Raw genomic sequence first — 17,477 nt, 5'->3', positions numbered from 1 at the left:
CTTGATCTTGGAAGGACAGAAGTCATGGCGAGAAAAGGTAGGTCCGAGAGCCACTGTCGAGGCTTCGGACCATTGTTTTGAATGTGGCTAGTGCAATCTCACATCATTCGGCAGCGAACTGATGAAAAAGCGCCTCCATCCGGCTTGCTCATCGCTCGGGTGAAGGCGCTCCTAGCTTGTTTATCACGCTTTGATGTGTGGGATGACTGTTCTTTGAGCTGCTTCAGGCTTTGGGATCGGCTCGATCGGCTCCAAATCGGTTAGCAAAAAGATATAACTGAAAATGCCGGCGAGCAAAATAAGCGCCGCGACGAGAAAGGCGTACATAAACGAGCCGGTCGCTTGAACGATAAAGCCGGTGACGATCGGTGCGACAATTGCCATCGAGTTGTTGCCGAACGTCAAAAGGCCGGTTAATGTTCCAACAGTTCCTTTAGGAGCAATAAAGGTCGGAATGCTGTAGGCGATCGATGATGTGATGACTAAGCCGCCGAGTGCAATCGAAATGCAAAGAATCGCAATGTTCGGATTTGTCGTAAAGGCGGCGCCGATGACAGACAGTCCGAGCAGCATGCCGATGACTAAAAACGTTTTTCGCACGCGCGTCGAATGGCCTCCTTTGTTGATGAGCCGGTCGACGAGCCATCCGCCGATCACGATTTCCGAAATCGTGCCGACGATCCATGGAATTGAGGCGTACCAGCCCGATTTCAACACCGACATGTGCATTTCCGTCGCCAAATAGCCGGGCAGCCACGTGAGAAACAAAAACCATGAGTAACCGTAGGCGGCAAACCCGATCAATGTCGCCCACACTTTTTTCTTCGTCAGCAAATACCGAATCGTCTCCCAAACGTTTCCGGATGTTTCGTCCGACTTTTGCGCCCCGCCTTGGACGATGTAATCGTACTCTTCTTTGGACAGCCGTTTGTCTTCATGCGGGTCGCGGTATGTCACCCAGAAGATGACGGCGTAAATCAAGCTGAGCACCGCGGTCGTATAAAATCCAGCCCGCCATCCCCACTCGGTGATGATCCAAGCGATAATCGGGGTGCCGATGGCGTTCGACAGCTTTGATTGGGCGTCATAAAGGGAAATCGCGGTGGCTCGCTCATGACGCGGGAACCATTGACCGACCGCTTTGGCGGCTGACGGGAAATACGGAGCTTCCCCGATGCCCAACAAGACGCGCGATAACATGACAAGCCCTTGTCCGCTGGCGATGGCGGTCAAGAAACACGCCGCCGCCCAAATGATCGTTCCAACGCGCGTCACCCATTTGACGCCGATTTTATCGAGAATAACGCCGGCTGGAATTTGCAAAATGGCGTATGACCAAGCAAAGGCTGACAACAAAATGCCAAGCTGTCCGGGCGTTAGGCTGAATTCTTTCGACAGCGGCTGAATGCCGACCGACATGTTAATGCGATCAAAATAGTTGATAATGACTCCTAAGGCGATCAAAAATGCAATCGCCCAACGTCGTTTTTTCTTCATGGTCATTCACCATCCTTGTTTGGTTCTTAGTAGGAAAACGTATACAGTTCTTAGTGAAAAAAATGGACGTGAGATTTATGAGAAATGATGGTTCCATAGCAAGTGTTGGGCTAAACGGTTTGACAACGTTGTTTGTCTTCCTTTTACAGTGAAGCCGAAAGTCTTGTCGTTCGTCCCTCCTTCTCTTTGTTCCGTTCTATGTAATTCATTTTCTATCAATGGAACTCTTGAATGGATTATAACAAATTTCACTTTCTTTTGTCTATAACTTGCTGAAAAATTTGAACTATTTATGCGATGAGTCATGAAAATCAATGGGGCGGGAACTTATGGATGTCAAAAGAAGAGTTCGGCAAAAAGCGGCATTTCTTCTCAATCGCTGATTCTCGAAGATCGGGAAGGTCAAGCTGCATAAACCTTCTCCATTTGCGGAGCGTCGTTGTCTAGCTATATTTCCTCTGAAATCGAAAATGTAAAGAAAAGTGAAAAATGCTTGAATAGCGATGAGACAAGATGCTAAAATGAAAATAGAGTTCCACTGATAGAAATTAAATTCCATTTGTCGGAACAATGAAGAAAGGAGGGACAATGAACGAGTTGACGGAAGAAAAGAAACATGAGACGAGCTTGCGCACGGTGCAACGGGCCATTGACATCTTATATTGTTTCACCCTGGAGGAACAAGCGTTATCGCTCACCGAAATTGCGAAAAAAATTTCGCTGGCCAAATCAACGACAACGCGCCTGCTCGCTACGCTGGAGCAAAACCGCTTGGTCGTCAAAGATCCGGAGACGTTAAAGTACCGTCTTGGACAAGGATTGTACTATTTAGGATATATTGCCGGCAAATCGATTAAAGTGCGGGAAATCGCGCGGCCTGTGATGGAGCGGCTGCGCGACGAGACGCGGGAGACGGTGAACTTATACGTGCTGGAACAAGATGCCCGCGTTTGCGTCGAACAGTGCGAGGGGCTTCAGGCGCTGCGCCATATGGTGAGAATCGGCGAGCGGCTGCCGCTTTGGGCGGGCGCGGGAGGAAAAGTATTGTTGGCATACCAATCGCCCGCCTTTCAAGAGCGAATTTTCGCGCAAATGCCGACAAAGGAACGCTTGGCTCGTCTAGCGGCGGAGCTTGAGGTGATTCGGGAGCGCGGCGTTGCGTCTAGCATCGATGAACGGGAAGTCGGCTCTGCGGCCGTTGCGGCGCCGATTTTCAATATCCGTGGGGAAGTTAGCGCCTGCTTGTCCATCTCCGGGCCGACGCATCGGTTTACGCCGGACGTGCTCGAGAAGTTCGAAACGATCGTGAAAGAAGGAGCGCAAGCGATTTCAGAAAAACTAGGTTATCGACCATAAGGGGGAAGAGCATATGGCGATTTCAAAACGCGCCGTCCGTGTGCGCAATGTCTTGATTGGGGGAGACGAGCCGTGCATTTGCGCCCCGGTCGTTGGAGCGGATGCGGGGCAAGTGTTAGAGGAAACAAGGCAAATCAGCGCGAAAAAGCCGCATCTGATTGAATGGCGTGCGGACTTTTTCCAGGCGATTCATGACGAACAGCAAGTGGCGGCAACGGCGAGAGAGATGCGGGCGATCGCCGGAGACATCCCGATTTTGTTTACGGTTCGTTCCGAACTGGAGGGCGGCCGACCGATTTCCTTGACAGAAGAGGAAAAGCTGCGGTTGTTTGAAACAGTGTGCCAAAGCGGCGCGATCGATTTGCTTGATTACGAGCTTGCCCATGAGCCCTATGTCCCCGCTGTCCGTCAGCTGACCCGCTGCTATGGAGTGCGTCTCGTTTTGTCCTATCATAATTTTGATTGTACGCCATCTAAGGAAGAACTTGTCGCCAAAATGCGCCAAGCTGAGCAACATGGTGCCGATATCGCCAAAGTGGCGGTCATGCCAACATCGCGACAAGACGTTCTTGCCTTGTTGCAAGCGACCGAGGAGGCGCGGCAGGGGTTGGAGATCCCACTCATTACGATGTCGATGGGAGGATTGGGCGCCATCACTCGTTTGGTCGGGGGATTGTTCGGTTCGGCCGTCACGTTTGCCGTTGGCCAACAAAGCTCAGCTCCGGGGCAAATTCCCATTGAAGAAGTCAGAGATGTATTGTCGGTCATCATGAAATACAGCCAATAATTGGACTTTGGGGGAGGAGAGCATCATGGGTCGTTTGCCGTTGGAGGGTGTCAAAGTGCTCGATGTTTCAACGATGATCGCGGCGCCGTTCGGTGCGGTATTGCTCGGCGATTTTGGCGCCGATGTCATTAAAGTGGAGTTGCCGGGGAAAGGGGACACATTGCGCCATGTCGGGCCGTTTAAGGATGGAGAACCGCTTCGCTGGCCGGGGTTGGCGCGCAATAAACGGTCGCTCACGTTGGATTTGCGCAAAGAAGAAGGAATGAACATTTTCAAACAACTTGTCCGCCACGTCGATATTGTCATTGAAAACTTCCGCCCTGGCACGTTGGAAAAATGGGGAGGCGGATATGAAGAGCTGAAACAAATCAATCCGAATTTGGTCATGATTCGCGTCTCTGGTTACGGACAAACGGGGCCGTTTCGCGAAAAAGCCGGGTTTGGCACGCCGGCGACGGCGTTCAGCGGGTTTACGTATTTGCAAGGGTATCCGGACCGTCCACCGGTCAGCCCATCGTTTTCGTTAACTGACTACATTACCGGCATTTATGTCGCCTTTGCAGCGGTGACCGCCATTTATTACCGCGATGTTCACCCCGATGGGGAAGGGCAAATGGTCGATATCGGCCTTTACGAATCGGTATTCCGCATGATGGAATTTTTGATCGCTGAATATGACCAGTTGGGCAAAGTGCGCGAGCGGTCGCCGGGATTGTCCGGGCATTCGAGCCCGGCCGGCACGTTTATGACAAAGGACGGGCATTGGGTCGTGTTGGTGACGAGCACCGATTCGACGTTCGAACGGCTGGCGAAAGCGATGGGCCGCGAAGATTTGTTGACCAATGAGAAGTTTTGTACGAATGAACGGCGCCTCGCCCATCATGAAGAAACAAACGGCATCGTCGCCGACTGGATCCGCACCAAGCCGCGCGATGAACTGCTCCGCATTTTGGATGAGCATGGGGTGCCGGTCAGTCCGATTTTAAGCATTAAAGACATTTTTGAGCATCCGCACTATCAAGCACGGGAAAACATCATTGAAGTCGCCCATCCGCGCCTTGGCAAAATTAAAGTGCCCGGCATCGTGCCGAAATTTGAAAAAACGCCGGGCGCGGTGCGCCGTATTGCGCCCGATTTAGGGGAGCATACGGAAGAGATTTTGCAGACAATGCTTGGCCTGTCCGAGGAGGACATTCAGAAGTTAAGAGAAAAAGAGATTATTTAACGTTCCGAAAGAAGTCTCCCACTTCGAAACAAAGTGAAAGTGGGAGATGAATTTCGGGGGGGACGATAGCCAACCAATATGATAAATAGATGGTTAGAACGGACACCTTCGGAACGCGGGGAAGCATAAAGGGTTTTTGTGTGGCTTGCCGTTCAGCGAACATGCACAAGTCGCTTGAAGCCCCCGCCTCTCAGCAAAGCGTAGGTGGCGGGTAGTTCATGCGGCGGGCAGTTGACTCTCGGCTTCTCGTTTGGAGATCGCCGGGCTTTTTTTTTGCGTTGTTTGGATAACGAACGATGAGGCGCCTTTTTCCTGCCCAGCCGGCGCTGTGCGTTGACACTGTTTGCAGCAACCGTTTATACTTTTAGTAGGTTAAAGCAACGGTAAAGCAGGTGATTCGAACCGTGTCGGATAAAAAGCGCTCCCGTGTGACGCTCGAACAAGTGGCCAAGCATGCCGGCGTGTCGCGGGCGACAGCCTCGCTTGTTGTTCGTGGGAGTTCGAATATTTCGAAAGAAACACGGGAAAAAGTGCTTCGATCGATGAAAGAATTAGGCTACGTGTATGACCGTGTAGCCGCCAATTTGCGCTCGCAGCGCTCTTCCACCGTCGGGTTGATTATTACGGAACTTGACAACCCGTTTTTTTCCGAACTGCTTGTCGGCGTCCACGAGGCGCTTGATCAGGAAGGATATACCGTCATTTTAGGCACGACGTTTGACCGGCCGGAAAAACAAGATGCATTACTATCGACGATGCTTGAGCATCGGGTTGGCGGCGTCATCATGAGCCCGGTTCCGGGGTGTTCGACCGAGATGGTTGAGCGGCTGCGGCAATGGGATATTCCAGTCGTGTTGTTTGCTCGTGATGAACTTCCGGCTGGACAGTTTGATTATATCGGAATCGATAATGTGGCCGGCGGGCGGATGGCGACTGAGCATTTGCTCGATCAGGGTCATCGCCGCATTGCCTTTATTGGCGGTTCTCCGCAGTCGTCCGTATGGAAGGCGCGCCAAAGGGGATACGGCGAGGCGTTGCGTGCCGCAGGCATCGAGGTGGATGACGCGCTGCTTGTGCCGTCGGCGACAACAAGGCAGGGCGGGCGGATGGCGGCGAAACGAGTTTTGCAACAACCGAACCCGCCGACAGCGCTCTTTTGTTATAACGATGTTGTCGCCTTCGGGGCGATGCTCGGCTTAAAAGAGGAAGGAATCGTTCCGGGACGCGATATCGCGGTCGTGGGATTTGACAACATTCAAGAGTCAGCGTTGTTTCAACCACCGTTAACGACGGTGGCCGCGTTCCCAGAAAAGATCGGTGCGTGCGCGGCGCGGCGGTTGCATGAACGCATGAAAGGGGATGACAGCGAGCCGAAACGGACGATTTTGCATCCAGAGCTCGTCATCCGGCAGTCATCTAGAAAGAGCGATTGAAAAGGGAGTGAGGGAACGTGGAGAGGCAAACCACCATCCCGCTCCGCGAGCGGAACATCATTTTAATCGGCTTTATGGGAGCGGGGAAAACAACGATCGGGCAGCTGGTGGCGAAAAAGCTGTACCGCGATTTTATCGATGTCGACGCGGAAATCGAGCGGCGGCAAGGGATGTCGATTCCGGAGCTTTTCGCGCAAAAAGGAGAAGCGTATTTTCGAAAGGTGGAACGGGAACTCATCGTCGATTTATGCACAAATACAAGGTTGAAAATCCTTTCGCTTGGCGGCGGCGCGTATTTGCAGGAGGAGGTGCGGCGCGCATGCCTCGCTCATGGCATCGTCTTTTTCCTTGACTTGTCATGGGATTATTGGAAAGAGGAACGGCTGCCGCTCATTGTCGACAGCCGCCCGGTGCTGAAAAACAAAACGTTGGAAGAGGTGGAGCAGCTGTTTTTCCAGCGGCAGTCGGCTTACGCCCTCCATCATTCCCGCGTGGTGTTGAATGAGCTTGAAGCCGAACAGGCGGCCGAGCAAATCGTCGAGTCGATCAAATGGACGTGGGATGTATATGAACCAAATCGATAGATGGTCATGGCGAAAAGGCAGGCTCTTGTTGGGAGCTTGCCTTTTCGTGTTGGATGGCCGCATCGAAAGCTGGTGATGGAACGAGGAATGCGGCGCCGTTATCGCGGTTTTTCCAATAGCAGGTTTTGCGGACGCGGCCAAAGCGGTTCGGGGGAGCCGGATCCGCTTGTCCTCGCCTTGCGTTCAGTCTCGCGTTCTTGATCGGCAAGGGTGTGGATGTGAGTGATGGGCGGACTCGTTTTCGGAAGCCATCAGAGAGGCCTGTTTCGTGTCCGGGGATCGGACGTTGGGTCGCGTTCAGGGAGCGGAGGGAAGACGAACGACCCTGCGTTTCTTTTCTTTTTTGGGCAGAAATGCCTGTTTGTTCTTGCCGGACAAGCGCTCCTTTTGTTATAAGGAAGATACCGGGTGTGAGGGAGAGTGGGAAGATGGAGGAAAGGGCGTTCCGCTGGTTTTATGTATATATTGTCTTGGCGGTGCTGCTTCTGTCGGCGCCGTATTGGCTTTGGTGGCTGAAGCCATAACGATGATCCTTCAAGGCGGTCGTCTGTCCAAAAAAGAATTCGGCAAACAGGAGACAAAAGTTCAACCGGCCCTCAAGCAAAAACATGCTGGCGGCCGGTTGGCTTGTTTCTTTTTCGTTTTTAGGAGATTTCGTTTTGTCCAGCCCGGGAACGGAGTTTTCGTTCATGTTGGAGGGTTTTGCGGGCGAGGAAGTCAACCGTTTCCTGCGTTTCCGACCATTCAAGGCGCCAATAGTTCATTTTCGTTTCCAAGCGCTCAAATCGAGCATCCGTGCGTTTTTCCAGATCTAAAAGCTTTTGGTGCAACCGGTCTTCCGTCTCGCGGATTTTGGCATACAGCCGATTTTCTGTATCCTGAATCTCGGCGCGCAATCGATTTTCTGTATCTTGGATTTCGGCACGCAATCGGTTTTCTGTATCTTGGATTTCGACGCGCAATCGATCTTCCATTTCCTTCATTTGTTGACGGAGTTGACCGGAATGCAGGTCAAGCGCCTTTAGAATTTGCTGCACGATCGTTTCTCCTTCCATGAGTTTCACCTCCTTTACTCTGATCATAGCACATGGCCGGCATCGGGAAAATGAAAATCTAGTCCGCTCGTTTCATTTTTTCACCAAACTTTCACCAACACTATGTAACGTAACCATAGAAGATGGGTGATGATAAGAAGCATGTTGTATCACCACCTTGTTTTTCAAATTGAAAAAAACTTGTGTGGTTTTGTTTCAACTGCCGCTTGCCGGGCAGGCGAGCTGGCTGTTGCCGTTTGCATCCGTCGTAGCGATCGGCTTGGGAATGGACGTATGGCGACGCCGGCAGATGACCGCGTTTCATCAATTTTTGCTTTTTTGGTTCGCCTGGCTTGGTCCGATGCTCGTATTTTTTAGCATTGCCAGATTTTATCACCGCTATTATTTAAGTATGCTGGCGCCGGCTATAGCGGTATTAGTGGGAGCGGGCGGCGCGATGTTGGCCTTGTTGGCGTGCAGCGGACGGCGGACGATGTGGTTGTTCCCGGCCGCCTTGGTGGCGACGTATGCGTTTGAAGTATGGACAGCCTGTCAATACCGTGCTTCGTTCTCCCCGGTATGGCCGCTTGCTGTCGGATTTTACGGCCTTGGAATGGTTTGCCTTTGGTTCGCGATGGAAGGCCGCGAGCATGGGAGGCGGATCGTCTATCGAGCTGCGCTGATTGGCGTGCTGGCATTGCCGGCCTATTGGTCGCTGACGCCAGTGCTATATGGGACAAACAGCACCATTCCATACGCTGGACCAGATTTACAACGAGACAGAGGCGCGCCCATGCCGACAGCCGGGATGCCGGATGGACAAGAGGAGCGTTTGCTGAGAGGAGAGACGGGACAACCCGGCGATGGGGCAAGGCGGTGGCAAACTTCTCACTTGTTGACAGCGTTAGTGTCCTATTTGGAGCAGCATGTGGGTGAAGCCAAATATTTAGCGGCCACCATCCGTGCGACCGAAGCGGCGGAGTTGATGCTTCACACCGATCGAGCGGTGATGGCGATGGGCGGATTCGGAGGAACGGATCCCGTACTGACGCCGAAGAAGCTAGAGGAAATGGCTCGCAACGGTGAGGTGAAGTATTTTCTCCTTTCCGGTGAAGGGCGAGGAAATCATGAGCTTGTTCAATGGATTCAAACACATTGCAAAGAAGTTCCATTTTCAGAATGGAATGGCGGACAAAAGGCCCTCGACGGTGGAGCGGAGCGCAGAGAAATGACGCTCTACGTATACAACGGATAGAAGGTGCGAGAAAAACGGACGACATCCATCGCTGTTTTTCAAAACTAGGATATTCGTAGAAAAGCGTTTTTTATGGGATTCTCCATTAAAATAAATGAAGCTGATTCGAGCTGATCATTGGCGGTTGATCAGCTTCGTAGCCGAAGAAATCCATAGAAGCAAGGAGGGAAATCGATGGCGACCTATTCTGTCATTATTCCTGTCTATAATGAAGCGCTCGTGATCCGTGAGACGTACCGACGGCTGAAAACGGTGCTGGAGCAAACGGGTGAGCCGTATGAATTGTTGTTTGTTAATGACGGCAGCACCGATGGGACGCTCGATATCTTGAGGGAACTGGCCGTGAAAGATGAAACGGTGAAGTACATTGACTTCTCCCGCAATTTCGGCCATCAAATCGCGATTACAGCAGGAATGGATTACACCTCTGGCCAGGCTGTCATCATCATTGACGCCGACTTGCAAGATCCTCCTGAACTGATTTTGGACATGATTGCGCGTTGGAAAGAAGGGTATGATGTTGTCTATGCTCGGCGCGTCAAGCTGAAGGGGGAGACGTTGTTCAAGCGATGGACAGCGTATGTGTTCTATCGCTTGCTGCGGGCGGCGACCGAGATCGACATTCCCGCTGATGCCGGCGATTTTCGTCTCATTGACCGTAAAGTGTGTAATCAGTTACGCTATATGCGAGAGCGAAATCGTTTTGTCCGGGGGCTTGTCAGCTGGGTCGGTTTTCGGCACATAGCGGTGGAATACGAGCGAGAGCCGCGGCTGGCTGGGGAGACAAAGTATCCACTTAAGAAGATGATTCGTTTTTCGGTAGACGGCATTACGTCTTTTTCGCATAAGCCGCCCAAATTGGCGAGCTGGCTTGGGTTTGCTTTGTCGGCGGCAAGTGTGGTCGGCATGATGGCGGTATTGTACTTGAAATGGTTCACCCATTCGACCGTGGCCGGATGGGCATCGCTTTTGATAGTCATGCTGTTTTGCAACGGAGCGACGATGACGATGCTTGGAATTACCGGTGAATACATCGGCCGCATTTACGATGAAGTGAAAGAGCGGCCTCTATATATTATCAATGAAACATGGGGAGTCGGAATGAGACATGAACGAAAGCCTTCCTACCTTCCGTAAAGAAAAACAAGCCATATGGCGGTTTGCCGTCGTCGGGGTGGGCAATACGATGGTCGACTTCGCTGTCTTTTTTCTGCTCACCGCCGCGGGCGTTCCCACGGCCATCGCTCAGGTCGTGTCTTATGGCGCCGGGGTGGCGAACAGCTACGTTTGGAATCGGCGCTGGACGTTTCAAATGAAGCAAAGGGCGAATATTGGGGAATTGCTTCGGTTTCTTGCGGTCAACGGGCTGTCGCTTGGGGTGTCGCTTGTTGTCTTGTTGGCGGCCGAACGGCTTGGACCGCTTTGGCTCGCGAAAGGTGCGGCCACGATCATGGGCATGGCGGTGAATTTCATCGGCAGCCGCTGTTGGGTGTTTGCGGCACCGCGAAGCGAACGTTGACAGAAACAAATCTATAGGCGACGTCTTGCCCTCTACCTGGGGATGAAAACCATGGATTGCCGGCCAGGGATTTTCACAGAAAGGGCTCACGAGCAACGGTTTGCCCTCCACCCGGAGACGAACATCATCGCTTCCCGCATGGGATTTTCACGGAAAGGTCCATGAGCCGCGGTCCGCTCTCCACTCAGGGTGAAAATCATGGCTCGTCGGTGCGACATTTTCACAGAAACCCCGGGCGGCAATGCGTCAAGATGGCGACTTGATTTCCTTGCGTGCCGCTCGTGACGAACAAGGCGTCTTCTTTTCCAAGCATTTTGGCCGCCAACGCTTCTAAACGATTGAGGGTCGGATCTTCGCCGTATACGTCGTCGCCGACTTCGGCTTCCGACATCGCCCGGCGCATCTCTGGCGTCAGTTTGGTCACGGTATCGCTGCGAAAATCAATGAACGGCATCGTGGCCCCCCTTCTTTCCTAATCGTTGTATGCGTCAAAAGGACGGGAGCGCAGGGGCGGGGTCCCGCTTCCCGCCCTTGGTTACACGGTTCGAATTTGCCCCGTCCCGTACACGAGCGATTTTGTCGTCGTGATGGCGACAAGCCCCATCGGCCCGCGGGCGTGCAGCTTTTGCGTGCTGATGCCGATTTCCGCCCCGTAGCCGAACTGTTCGCCGTCCGTGAAGCGGGTTGAGGCGTTATGGTACAAGACCGCCGCGTCGACCGCCTGGAAAAAGCGGCGGACGTTCACCTCGTTTTCCGTGATGATCGCTTCCGAGTGCTTCGTCCCGTAGCGGCGGATGTGGCCAATCGCCTCGTCGACATCGGCGACCAGTTTGACCGCTAAAATCGGCGCCAAATATTCCGTATACCAGTCATCTTCTGTTGCCTCGCTGATAAACGGATAGGCGGAGGCAAGACGTTGGTCGCCGCGCAATTCGACGCCGCGGGCGTGAAGCGTCTCAAGCAAGTCGGCGGCATATGGCCAACGCTCATGGATGAGCACCGTTTCGACGGCATTGCAGACCGATGGGCGCTGCAGTTTGGCGTTTAGGACGATCTCGATGGCCATTTGCCGCTCGGCTGATTCATCGACGAAAATATGACAGTTGCCGACGCCGGTCTCAAGCACCGGCACGGTGGCGTTTTCGACGACCGAGCGGATGAGCCCGGCTCCGCCGCGCGGGATGAGCACATCCAAGTAGTTGTTGAGACGGAACATACGCTGCGCCGTTTCCCGGCTCGTGTCTTCGAGCAGCTCAATGGCTGTTTCCGGGATGGCCGTTGTGCGAAGCGCCTCTTTCATAACGGCAACAAGCGCTTTGTTCGAATGAAGCGCTGATGTGCTGCCGCGAAGCAAAACTGCGTTGCCCGTTTTCAAGCAAAGGCTCGCCGCATCGACCGTCACGTTCGGGCGCGCTTCGTACACCATGCCAATGACCCCAAGCGGCACGCGCACCGTTTGGATGCGGAGCCCGTTCGGCCGCGTCCACTCTGCGATGATTTCTCCGACCGGGTCAGGCAGCGAGGCGACTTGGCGGACGCCGTCGATGATTTGGTCCAGGCGTTCATTGGTGAGTTGGAGCCGGTCAAGCAAAGCCGGCGACAGCCCTTGTTCGCGGCCTTGGGCCATATCTTTCTCGTTTTCTTGCAAAATGAAGGCGCGTTCGCGGTCAAGGGTTTGGGCGATCTGTTCCAACGCCTCATTTTTTTCCTCCGCTGACAGCATGGCGAGCGTTTGTGAGGCGGTTTTCAACCGTTCGGCTTTTTCGAGCAGTTCGCTCATTTCGATACACTCTCCTTTCGCAACGTGACCCAATTGTCGCGGTGGATGACTTCCGGGCGGTGAAGGTAAGAGTATTGCCGGGCCTCTTCGCTCGGCCGCCCTTTCACTTTTTTCAAATCGGCGGCGGCGTAATACACTTGGCCGCGTCCGATCGTGATCCCTTTTTCATTGACGACATCCACGACATCCATCGCATGGAAGTCGCCGGAAACCGCTGTTACGCCAGCAGGGAGCAAACTTTTCCCACGCATAAGCAACGCTTCTTCAGCCCCGCTGTCGACCGTGATCATGCCGGCGACAGGAGCATGATAGGCAATCCATTGTTTGCGCATTTGCATTTGTTTCGGAAACGGAACGCCGATGTACGTGCCGTCTCCTTTTCCAGCTAAAATATCAGCCAGTTTTTCTCGGCCGCTTCCCGTGCCGATGAACACGCTGACGCCAAACGAAAGTGCTTTTCGAGCCGCGAGAAGCTTCGAGCGCATCCCGCCGGTGCCGACGGCTGAACCGATGCCGCCGGCGGCTTCGATCATCTCATCGGTGATTTCCGGCAAAAAGGCGTATTTTTTCGCCTGCGGATTCGTTTTCGGATTGGCGTCATACAACCCGTTAATGTCCGTAAGCAAAATGAGCGCATCAGCGTGCAAAAAGCCGGCGACAAGCGCCGAAAGCATGTCATTGTCGCCAAATGTCAATTCTTCGATGGAAACGGAGTCGTTTTCATTAATGATCGGCACGGCGCCGTTCTCAAGCAGTGTGGTGATTGTGGCAAACAAGTTGCGGAACCGCTCGCGGCTGTAAAAGTCGCTGCGCGTCAACAACAGCTGAGCGGCCGTAAAGCCGAATTGGGCGAACGCCGAGCTGTACGCCTGCATGAGCAAACTTTGCCCGACGGCTGCGGCTGCCTGTTTCCCAGCGATTGTCGTCGGGCGCGCCGGGTAGCCTAAAGGTCCGAAACCAGCGGCGACAGCGCCGGACGTGATGAGAATGACGTCATGGCCGAGCTGTTTGAGATAAGCGATCGCCTCAACGTGATCGAACAGTTTGTCATGGCAAAGGCCGCCTTTCGGATCGGTGAGCGAGCTGCTGCCGATTTTGACCACCACGCGCTGCCGTTTCATCGCGTTCCTCCCTCCTTTGCGTGTTGAATGGCATGAGTTGGATCGCCTAGCCGCTCTGCGAAGCGGCCGGCCAATAAAAAACGCTTTTCCTCCTTTTTTGCAAAAGGACGGAAAAGCGTTCCGCGGTACCACCTTTTTTGGCGCACAAAGCGCCCACCTCTGGCCTGTAACGCAGGCGTGCGGCTTATGTTTGCATAAGCGGCCGTCTAGGGCAGGTTCAACCGGCTTCCCGCGAGGAACCTTCCAGCCTGTGGGTTCCACTCTCTGGCGCGTTCCCTCGGTTTACTAATCCCGTGCCGTTCTCGTTGTTTCATTGTCAAGGATAGACTTGCGATTTATAATTTGTAAGAAATTATGACGCCAAATGCTCCGGTTGTCAAGAGGAGCGGCTGATTTTTCTGACTCATTTTCGCAGAGTAGATCATGAAAACGCATTCAGAATAAAGATAATTGTCTTTTTATTAGAAAAAGTGGTACAATACTAGCAACCTAGCAATCTGCACGATGGAGGGACCAGAATATGAAAAAGCGGCGCAGCGACATGATCAAAAAAGGATTTGACCGCGCCCCGCACCGGAGTTTGCTGCGGGCGGCCGGGGTGAAAGATGAGGATTTTGACAAACCGTTCATCGCGGTTGTCAATTCGTACATCGACATTATTCCGGGGCACGTTCACTTGCAAGAGTTTGGGAGAATCGTGAAAGAAGCGATTCGCGAAGCAGGCGGCGTGCCGTTTGAAATGAACACGATCGGCGTTGATGACGGCATCGCCATGGGGCATATCGGGATGCGCTATTCGCTTCCGAGCCGGGAAATCATCGCTGATTCGATCGAAACGGTCATCTCGGCGCACTGGTTTGACGGCATGGTATGCATTCCGAACTGCGACAAAATTACGCCAGGGATGATGATGGCGGCGATGCGGCTCAACATCCCGACGATTTTCGTCAGCGGCGGGCCGATGAAAGCTGGTGTGACGAAAGACGGGCGGAAAATTTCGCTCTCGTCCGTGTTTGAAGGGGTCGGGGCGTATTTAGGCGGAACGCTCGATGAGAAAGGGCTCGAAGAACTTGAACGCTACGGCTGTCCGACGTGCGGATCGTGTTCGGGCATGTTTACGGCCAACTCTATGAACTGTCTCGCTGAAGCGCTCGGGCTCGCTTTGCCGGGCAACGGCACCATTTTGGCGGTTGACCCAGCGCGCAAAGAGCTTGTCCGCCAATCGGCAAAGCAGCTGATGTATTTGATCGAACATGACATCAAACCGCGCGACATCGTAACGGAAAAAGCGATCGACAACGCGTTCGCGCTCGATATGGCGCTTGGCGGCTCGACGAATACGGTGCTGCATACGCTTGCGATCGCCAACGAAGCCGGCATCGACTACTCGCTTGAGCGCATCAACGAAATCGCGGCGCGGGTGCCGCATTTGGCCAAACTCGCGCCGGCGTCGGATGTGCATTACATTGAAGACTTGCACGAAGCCGGCGGCGTCTCGGCGGTGTTGAACGAGCTGGCGAAAAAAGAAGGCACGCTTCATTTAGATACGCTGACTGTCACCGGCAAAACACTCGGTGAAAACATCGCCGGCTGCCAAGTGAAAAACTACGATGTCATCCGCCCGATTGACAACCCGTATTCGGAAACGGGCGGGCTCGCCATTTTGTTCGGCAACTTAGCGCCGGACGGCGCCGTCATCAAAACCGGCGCGGTCCAAGGCGGCATCACGCGCCATGAAGGTCCGGCGATCGTGTTTGATTCGCAGGAAGAGGCGCTTGAAGGCATCGCCAGCGGCAAAATCAAGCCGGGTCATGTCGTCGTCATCCGCTACGAAGGACCAAAAGGCGGCCCAGGGATGCCGGAAATGCTTGCGCCAACGTCGCAAATCGTCGGCATGGGGCTCGGTACGAAGGTAGCGCTTGTCACCGACGGCCGCTTCTCCGGCGCCTCGCGCGGCTTGTCCGTCGGCCACGTTTCACCGGAAGCGGCGGAAGGCGGACCGATCGCTTTCATTCAAGACGGCGATATCATCGAGATCGATACGGTGAAACGAACGATCAACGTCAAGCTGTCCGATGAAGAGCTCGAACGCCGGAAAGCGAACTGGAAAGGCTTTGAACCAAAAGTGAAAACCGGGTATCTCGCCCGCTACTCGAAACACGTCACATCGGCGAGCACGGGGGGGATTATGAAGATTTAGCGGATTTCTGTAAGAGCGTTGTCCCCTTCCAAGCGCGCGAGGGACGCCATTAGACGATCAGGATCAAAAGAGGCGGTTTTTCCGCCTCTTTCATTTATTTTGGAAAGGAGCGTCCATCGCCTCCTTTTTTTACAGCTTTGTCGGTCTGAAAATATGTTGACATTTTCAAATATTTAGCCTATTTTAAAATTAGATATCATGATAAAACTATATAACGTTTGTATAACGTTATATAGTTTTGTATTTTTCATTTTTATGAAAGCGCTTTAAAAGAGGGGGCGGAAACGATGATTTTGCATGACATTGAGACGGCCGCACGCAGCGAACTGGAGGCGATCCAGCTTGTGAGGCTGCGGGCGACGGCGGAGCGTGTGTATGAGCGGGTGCCGTTTTACCGGCAACGGTTTGATGAAAAGGGAGTGAAGCCGGAGGATATTCGCACGCTTGAGGATGTACGCAAACTCCCGTTTACGACAAAGCGGGATTTGCGGGACCATTATCCGTTTGGTTTGCTCGCGGTCGATCTTTCCCAATGCGTCCGTGTGCACGCTTCAAGCGGCACAAGCGGCAAACCGACGGTGGTCGCTTACACGAAGCAGGACATTGAGCGCTGGGCCGACATTGTGGCGCGGGCGATTGTCATCGCCGGCGGGAAACCGGGAGATGTGATTCACAACGCTTATGGATACGGGCTGTTTACCGGCGGGCTCGGGCTGCATTATGGCAGCGAGCAGCTTGGGGCGGTGACGGTGCCGGTATCCGGAGGCAACACCGACCGGCAAGTGATGATCATTGAAGACTTTCAGCCGACCGTCATTTGCGCCACGCCGTCCTATGTATTGAACATTGCCGAGCGGATGAAAGAACTGGGCAAAGATCCGCGGCAAACATCGCTGAAATACGGCATCTTCGGTGCGGAACCGTGGTCCGAGGAAATGCGGCGCACGCTTGAAGAGACGTTTGATATGAAGGCATGTGATATTTACGGACTGAGTGAAGTGATCGGCCCGGGGGTGGCGATGGAGTGCCATGAAGCGCAAAACGGCCTCCATATCGCCGAGGACCATTTCCTTGTCGAAGTGATCGACCCGAAAACGCTCGAGCCGGTGGCGGAAGGGGAAGAAGGAGAGCTTGTTTTTACGAGCTTGACGAAAGAGGCGTTCCCGGTCATCCGCTACCGGACAGGCGATATCGCTTCCGTGACGAGAGAGCGTTGTGCTTGTGGGCGGACGACGGCGCGCATGTCGCGGGTCAAGGGGCGGGTTGATGATATGATCATCATCCGCGGCGTCAATGTGTTCCCGTCGGAAATTGAGCACCATCTGCTTCGCGTCTCGGAACTGGCTCCGCACTATCAGCTGCATCGTCTCCGCCACGGCCATTTGGAAGCGCTCGAGCTGCATGCGGAAGTGACCGATCGTTTTTACAGCGAGGTCGGCGGAGATTTGCAAAGCGAGCAGGCCGCTCTGCTTGCCCGGCGCATTCAGTCATTGTTGAAAACGCACTGTCTCATTTCGATTGACGTCCGTCTCCATTCGCCGAAAACGCTCCCGCGCTCGGAAGGGAAAGCGGTTCGCATCGTTGACCGCCGCCATCTTGAAGAGCCGCAATCCATCTGATAGAGAAAAAAACGATTGCAAAATATATGACATTAAAATATAATAACGTTAAACAAACGTTATATAT

14 protein-coding genes and 1 pseudogene are annotated in these 17,477 nt (G+C 53.6%); 10 read left to right on the top strand and 5 right to left on the bottom strand.

Annotated elements, in window-relative coordinates:
* Positions 1-183: 183 nt before the first annotated feature.
* The gene (locus tag GT3570_RS09615) at positions 184-1,497 is read right to left on the bottom strand and encodes an MFS transporter (protein WP_208854669.1); all 1,314 of its coding nucleotides are present in this window, start codon (positions 1,495-1,497) and stop codon (positions 184-186) included.
* Positions 1,498-2,085: 588 nt separating this feature from the next.
* Here GT3570_RS09615 and GT3570_RS09610 point away from each other — a divergent pair.
* From GT3570_RS09610 to GT3570_RS09590, 5 genes are all read left to right on the top strand, one after another.
* A complete protein-coding gene (locus tag GT3570_RS09610) occupies positions 2,086-2,853 on the top strand; it encodes an IclR family transcriptional regulator (protein ID WP_033012396.1) in 768 nt (255 codons plus the stop codon).
* Positions 2,854-2,866: 13 nt separating this feature from the next.
* The gene (gene aroD, locus GT3570_RS09605; RefSeq protein WP_023633532.1) at positions 2,867-3,640 is read left to right on the top strand and encodes a type I 3-dehydroquinate dehydratase; all 774 of its coding nucleotides are present in this window, start codon (positions 2,867-2,869) and stop codon (positions 3,638-3,640) included.
* Between the two features lie 25 nt (positions 3,641-3,665).
* Positions 3,666-4,865, top strand: coding sequence for a CaiB/BaiF CoA transferase family protein (locus GT3570_RS09600; RefSeq protein ID WP_023633533.1), 1,200 nt, complete (start codon positions 3,666-3,668; stop codon positions 4,863-4,865).
* 404 nt (positions 4,866-5,269) lie between these two features.
* Entirely contained in the window at positions 5,270-6,298 is a 1,029-nt protein-coding gene (locus GT3570_RS09595; RefSeq protein WP_031212350.1) for a LacI family DNA-binding transcriptional regulator, read from the top strand.
* A gap of 17 nt (positions 6,299-6,315) precedes the next feature.
* On the top strand, positions 6,316-6,882 hold the full coding sequence (locus GT3570_RS09590) for a shikimate kinase (RefSeq protein ID WP_020278602.1): 567 nt from the start codon (positions 6,316-6,318) through the stop codon (positions 6,880-6,882).
* Between the two features lie 644 nt (positions 6,883-7,526).
* On the opposite strand, the gene GT3570_RS09585 is transcribed toward GT3570_RS09590, so the two are convergent.
* A complete protein-coding gene (locus GT3570_RS09585; RefSeq protein ID WP_020278605.1) occupies positions 7,527-7,937 on the bottom strand; it encodes a hypothetical protein in 411 nt (136 codons plus the stop codon).
* Positions 7,938-8,121: 184 nt separating this feature from the next.
* On the opposite strand from GT3570_RS09585, the gene GT3570_RS09580 reads away from it, so the two are divergent.
* From GT3570_RS09580 to GT3570_RS09570, 3 genes are all read left to right on the top strand, one after another.
* Positions 8,122-9,171: a TgpA N-terminal domain-containing protein gene (locus GT3570_RS09580; protein WP_318258028.1), complete on the top strand. Its 1,050-nt coding sequence runs from the start codon at positions 8,122-8,124 to the stop codon at positions 9,169-9,171.
* A 174-nt stretch (positions 9,172-9,345) separates the two neighbouring features.
* The gene (locus GT3570_RS09575; RefSeq protein WP_062898696.1) at positions 9,346-10,308 is read left to right on the top strand and encodes a glycosyltransferase family 2 protein; all 963 of its coding nucleotides are present in this window, start codon (positions 9,346-9,348) and stop codon (positions 10,306-10,308) included.
* The gene (locus GT3570_RS09570) at positions 10,280-10,690 is read left to right on the top strand and encodes a GtrA family protein (RefSeq protein WP_011231537.1); all 411 of its coding nucleotides are present in this window, start codon (positions 10,280-10,282) and stop codon (positions 10,688-10,690) included. The genes GT3570_RS09575 and GT3570_RS09570 overlap by 29 nt, the downstream gene beginning before the upstream one ends.
* Before the next feature lie 229 nt (positions 10,691-10,919).
* Here GT3570_RS09570 and GT3570_RS09565 read toward each other — a convergent pair.
* The 3 genes and pseudogenes from GT3570_RS09565 to proB form a co-directional block, all read right to left on the bottom strand.
* Positions 10,920-11,144 (bottom strand): annotated as a pseudogene (locus GT3570_RS09565) (beta-eliminating lyase-related protein); the annotation flags it as partial.
* Positions 11,145-11,225: 81 nt separating this feature from the next.
* A complete protein-coding gene (locus tag GT3570_RS09560) occupies positions 11,226-12,470 on the bottom strand; it encodes a glutamate-5-semialdehyde dehydrogenase (protein WP_011231535.1) in 1,245 nt (414 codons plus the stop codon).
* Complete coding sequence (proB, locus tag GT3570_RS09555) at positions 12,467-13,591, bottom strand: glutamate 5-kinase (RefSeq protein WP_011231534.1); 1,125 nt, start codon at positions 13,589-13,591, stop codon at positions 12,467-12,469. The genes GT3570_RS09560 and proB overlap by 4 nt, the downstream gene beginning before the upstream one ends.
* 520 nt (positions 13,592-14,111) lie before the next feature.
* Between proB and ilvD the strand changes: the two genes are divergently transcribed.
* Entirely contained in the window at positions 14,112-15,791 is a 1,680-nt protein-coding gene (gene ilvD, locus GT3570_RS09550; protein ID WP_023633537.1) for a dihydroxy-acid dehydratase, read from the top strand.
* Between the two features lie 287 nt (positions 15,792-16,078).
* On the top strand, positions 16,079-17,410 hold the full coding sequence (gene paaK / locus GT3570_RS09545; RefSeq protein WP_062898695.1) for a phenylacetate--CoA ligase PaaK: 1,332 nt from the start codon (positions 16,079-16,081) through the stop codon (positions 17,408-17,410).
* The last annotated feature ends 67 nt before the right edge of the window (positions 17,411-17,477 follow it).

The organism is Geobacillus thermoleovorans (assembly GCF_001610955.1).
Taxonomy (GTDB): domain Bacteria; phylum Bacillota; class Bacilli; order Bacillales; family Anoxybacillaceae; genus Geobacillus; species Geobacillus thermoleovorans.
This window is presented reverse-complemented; position numbering and strand designations above follow the sequence as displayed.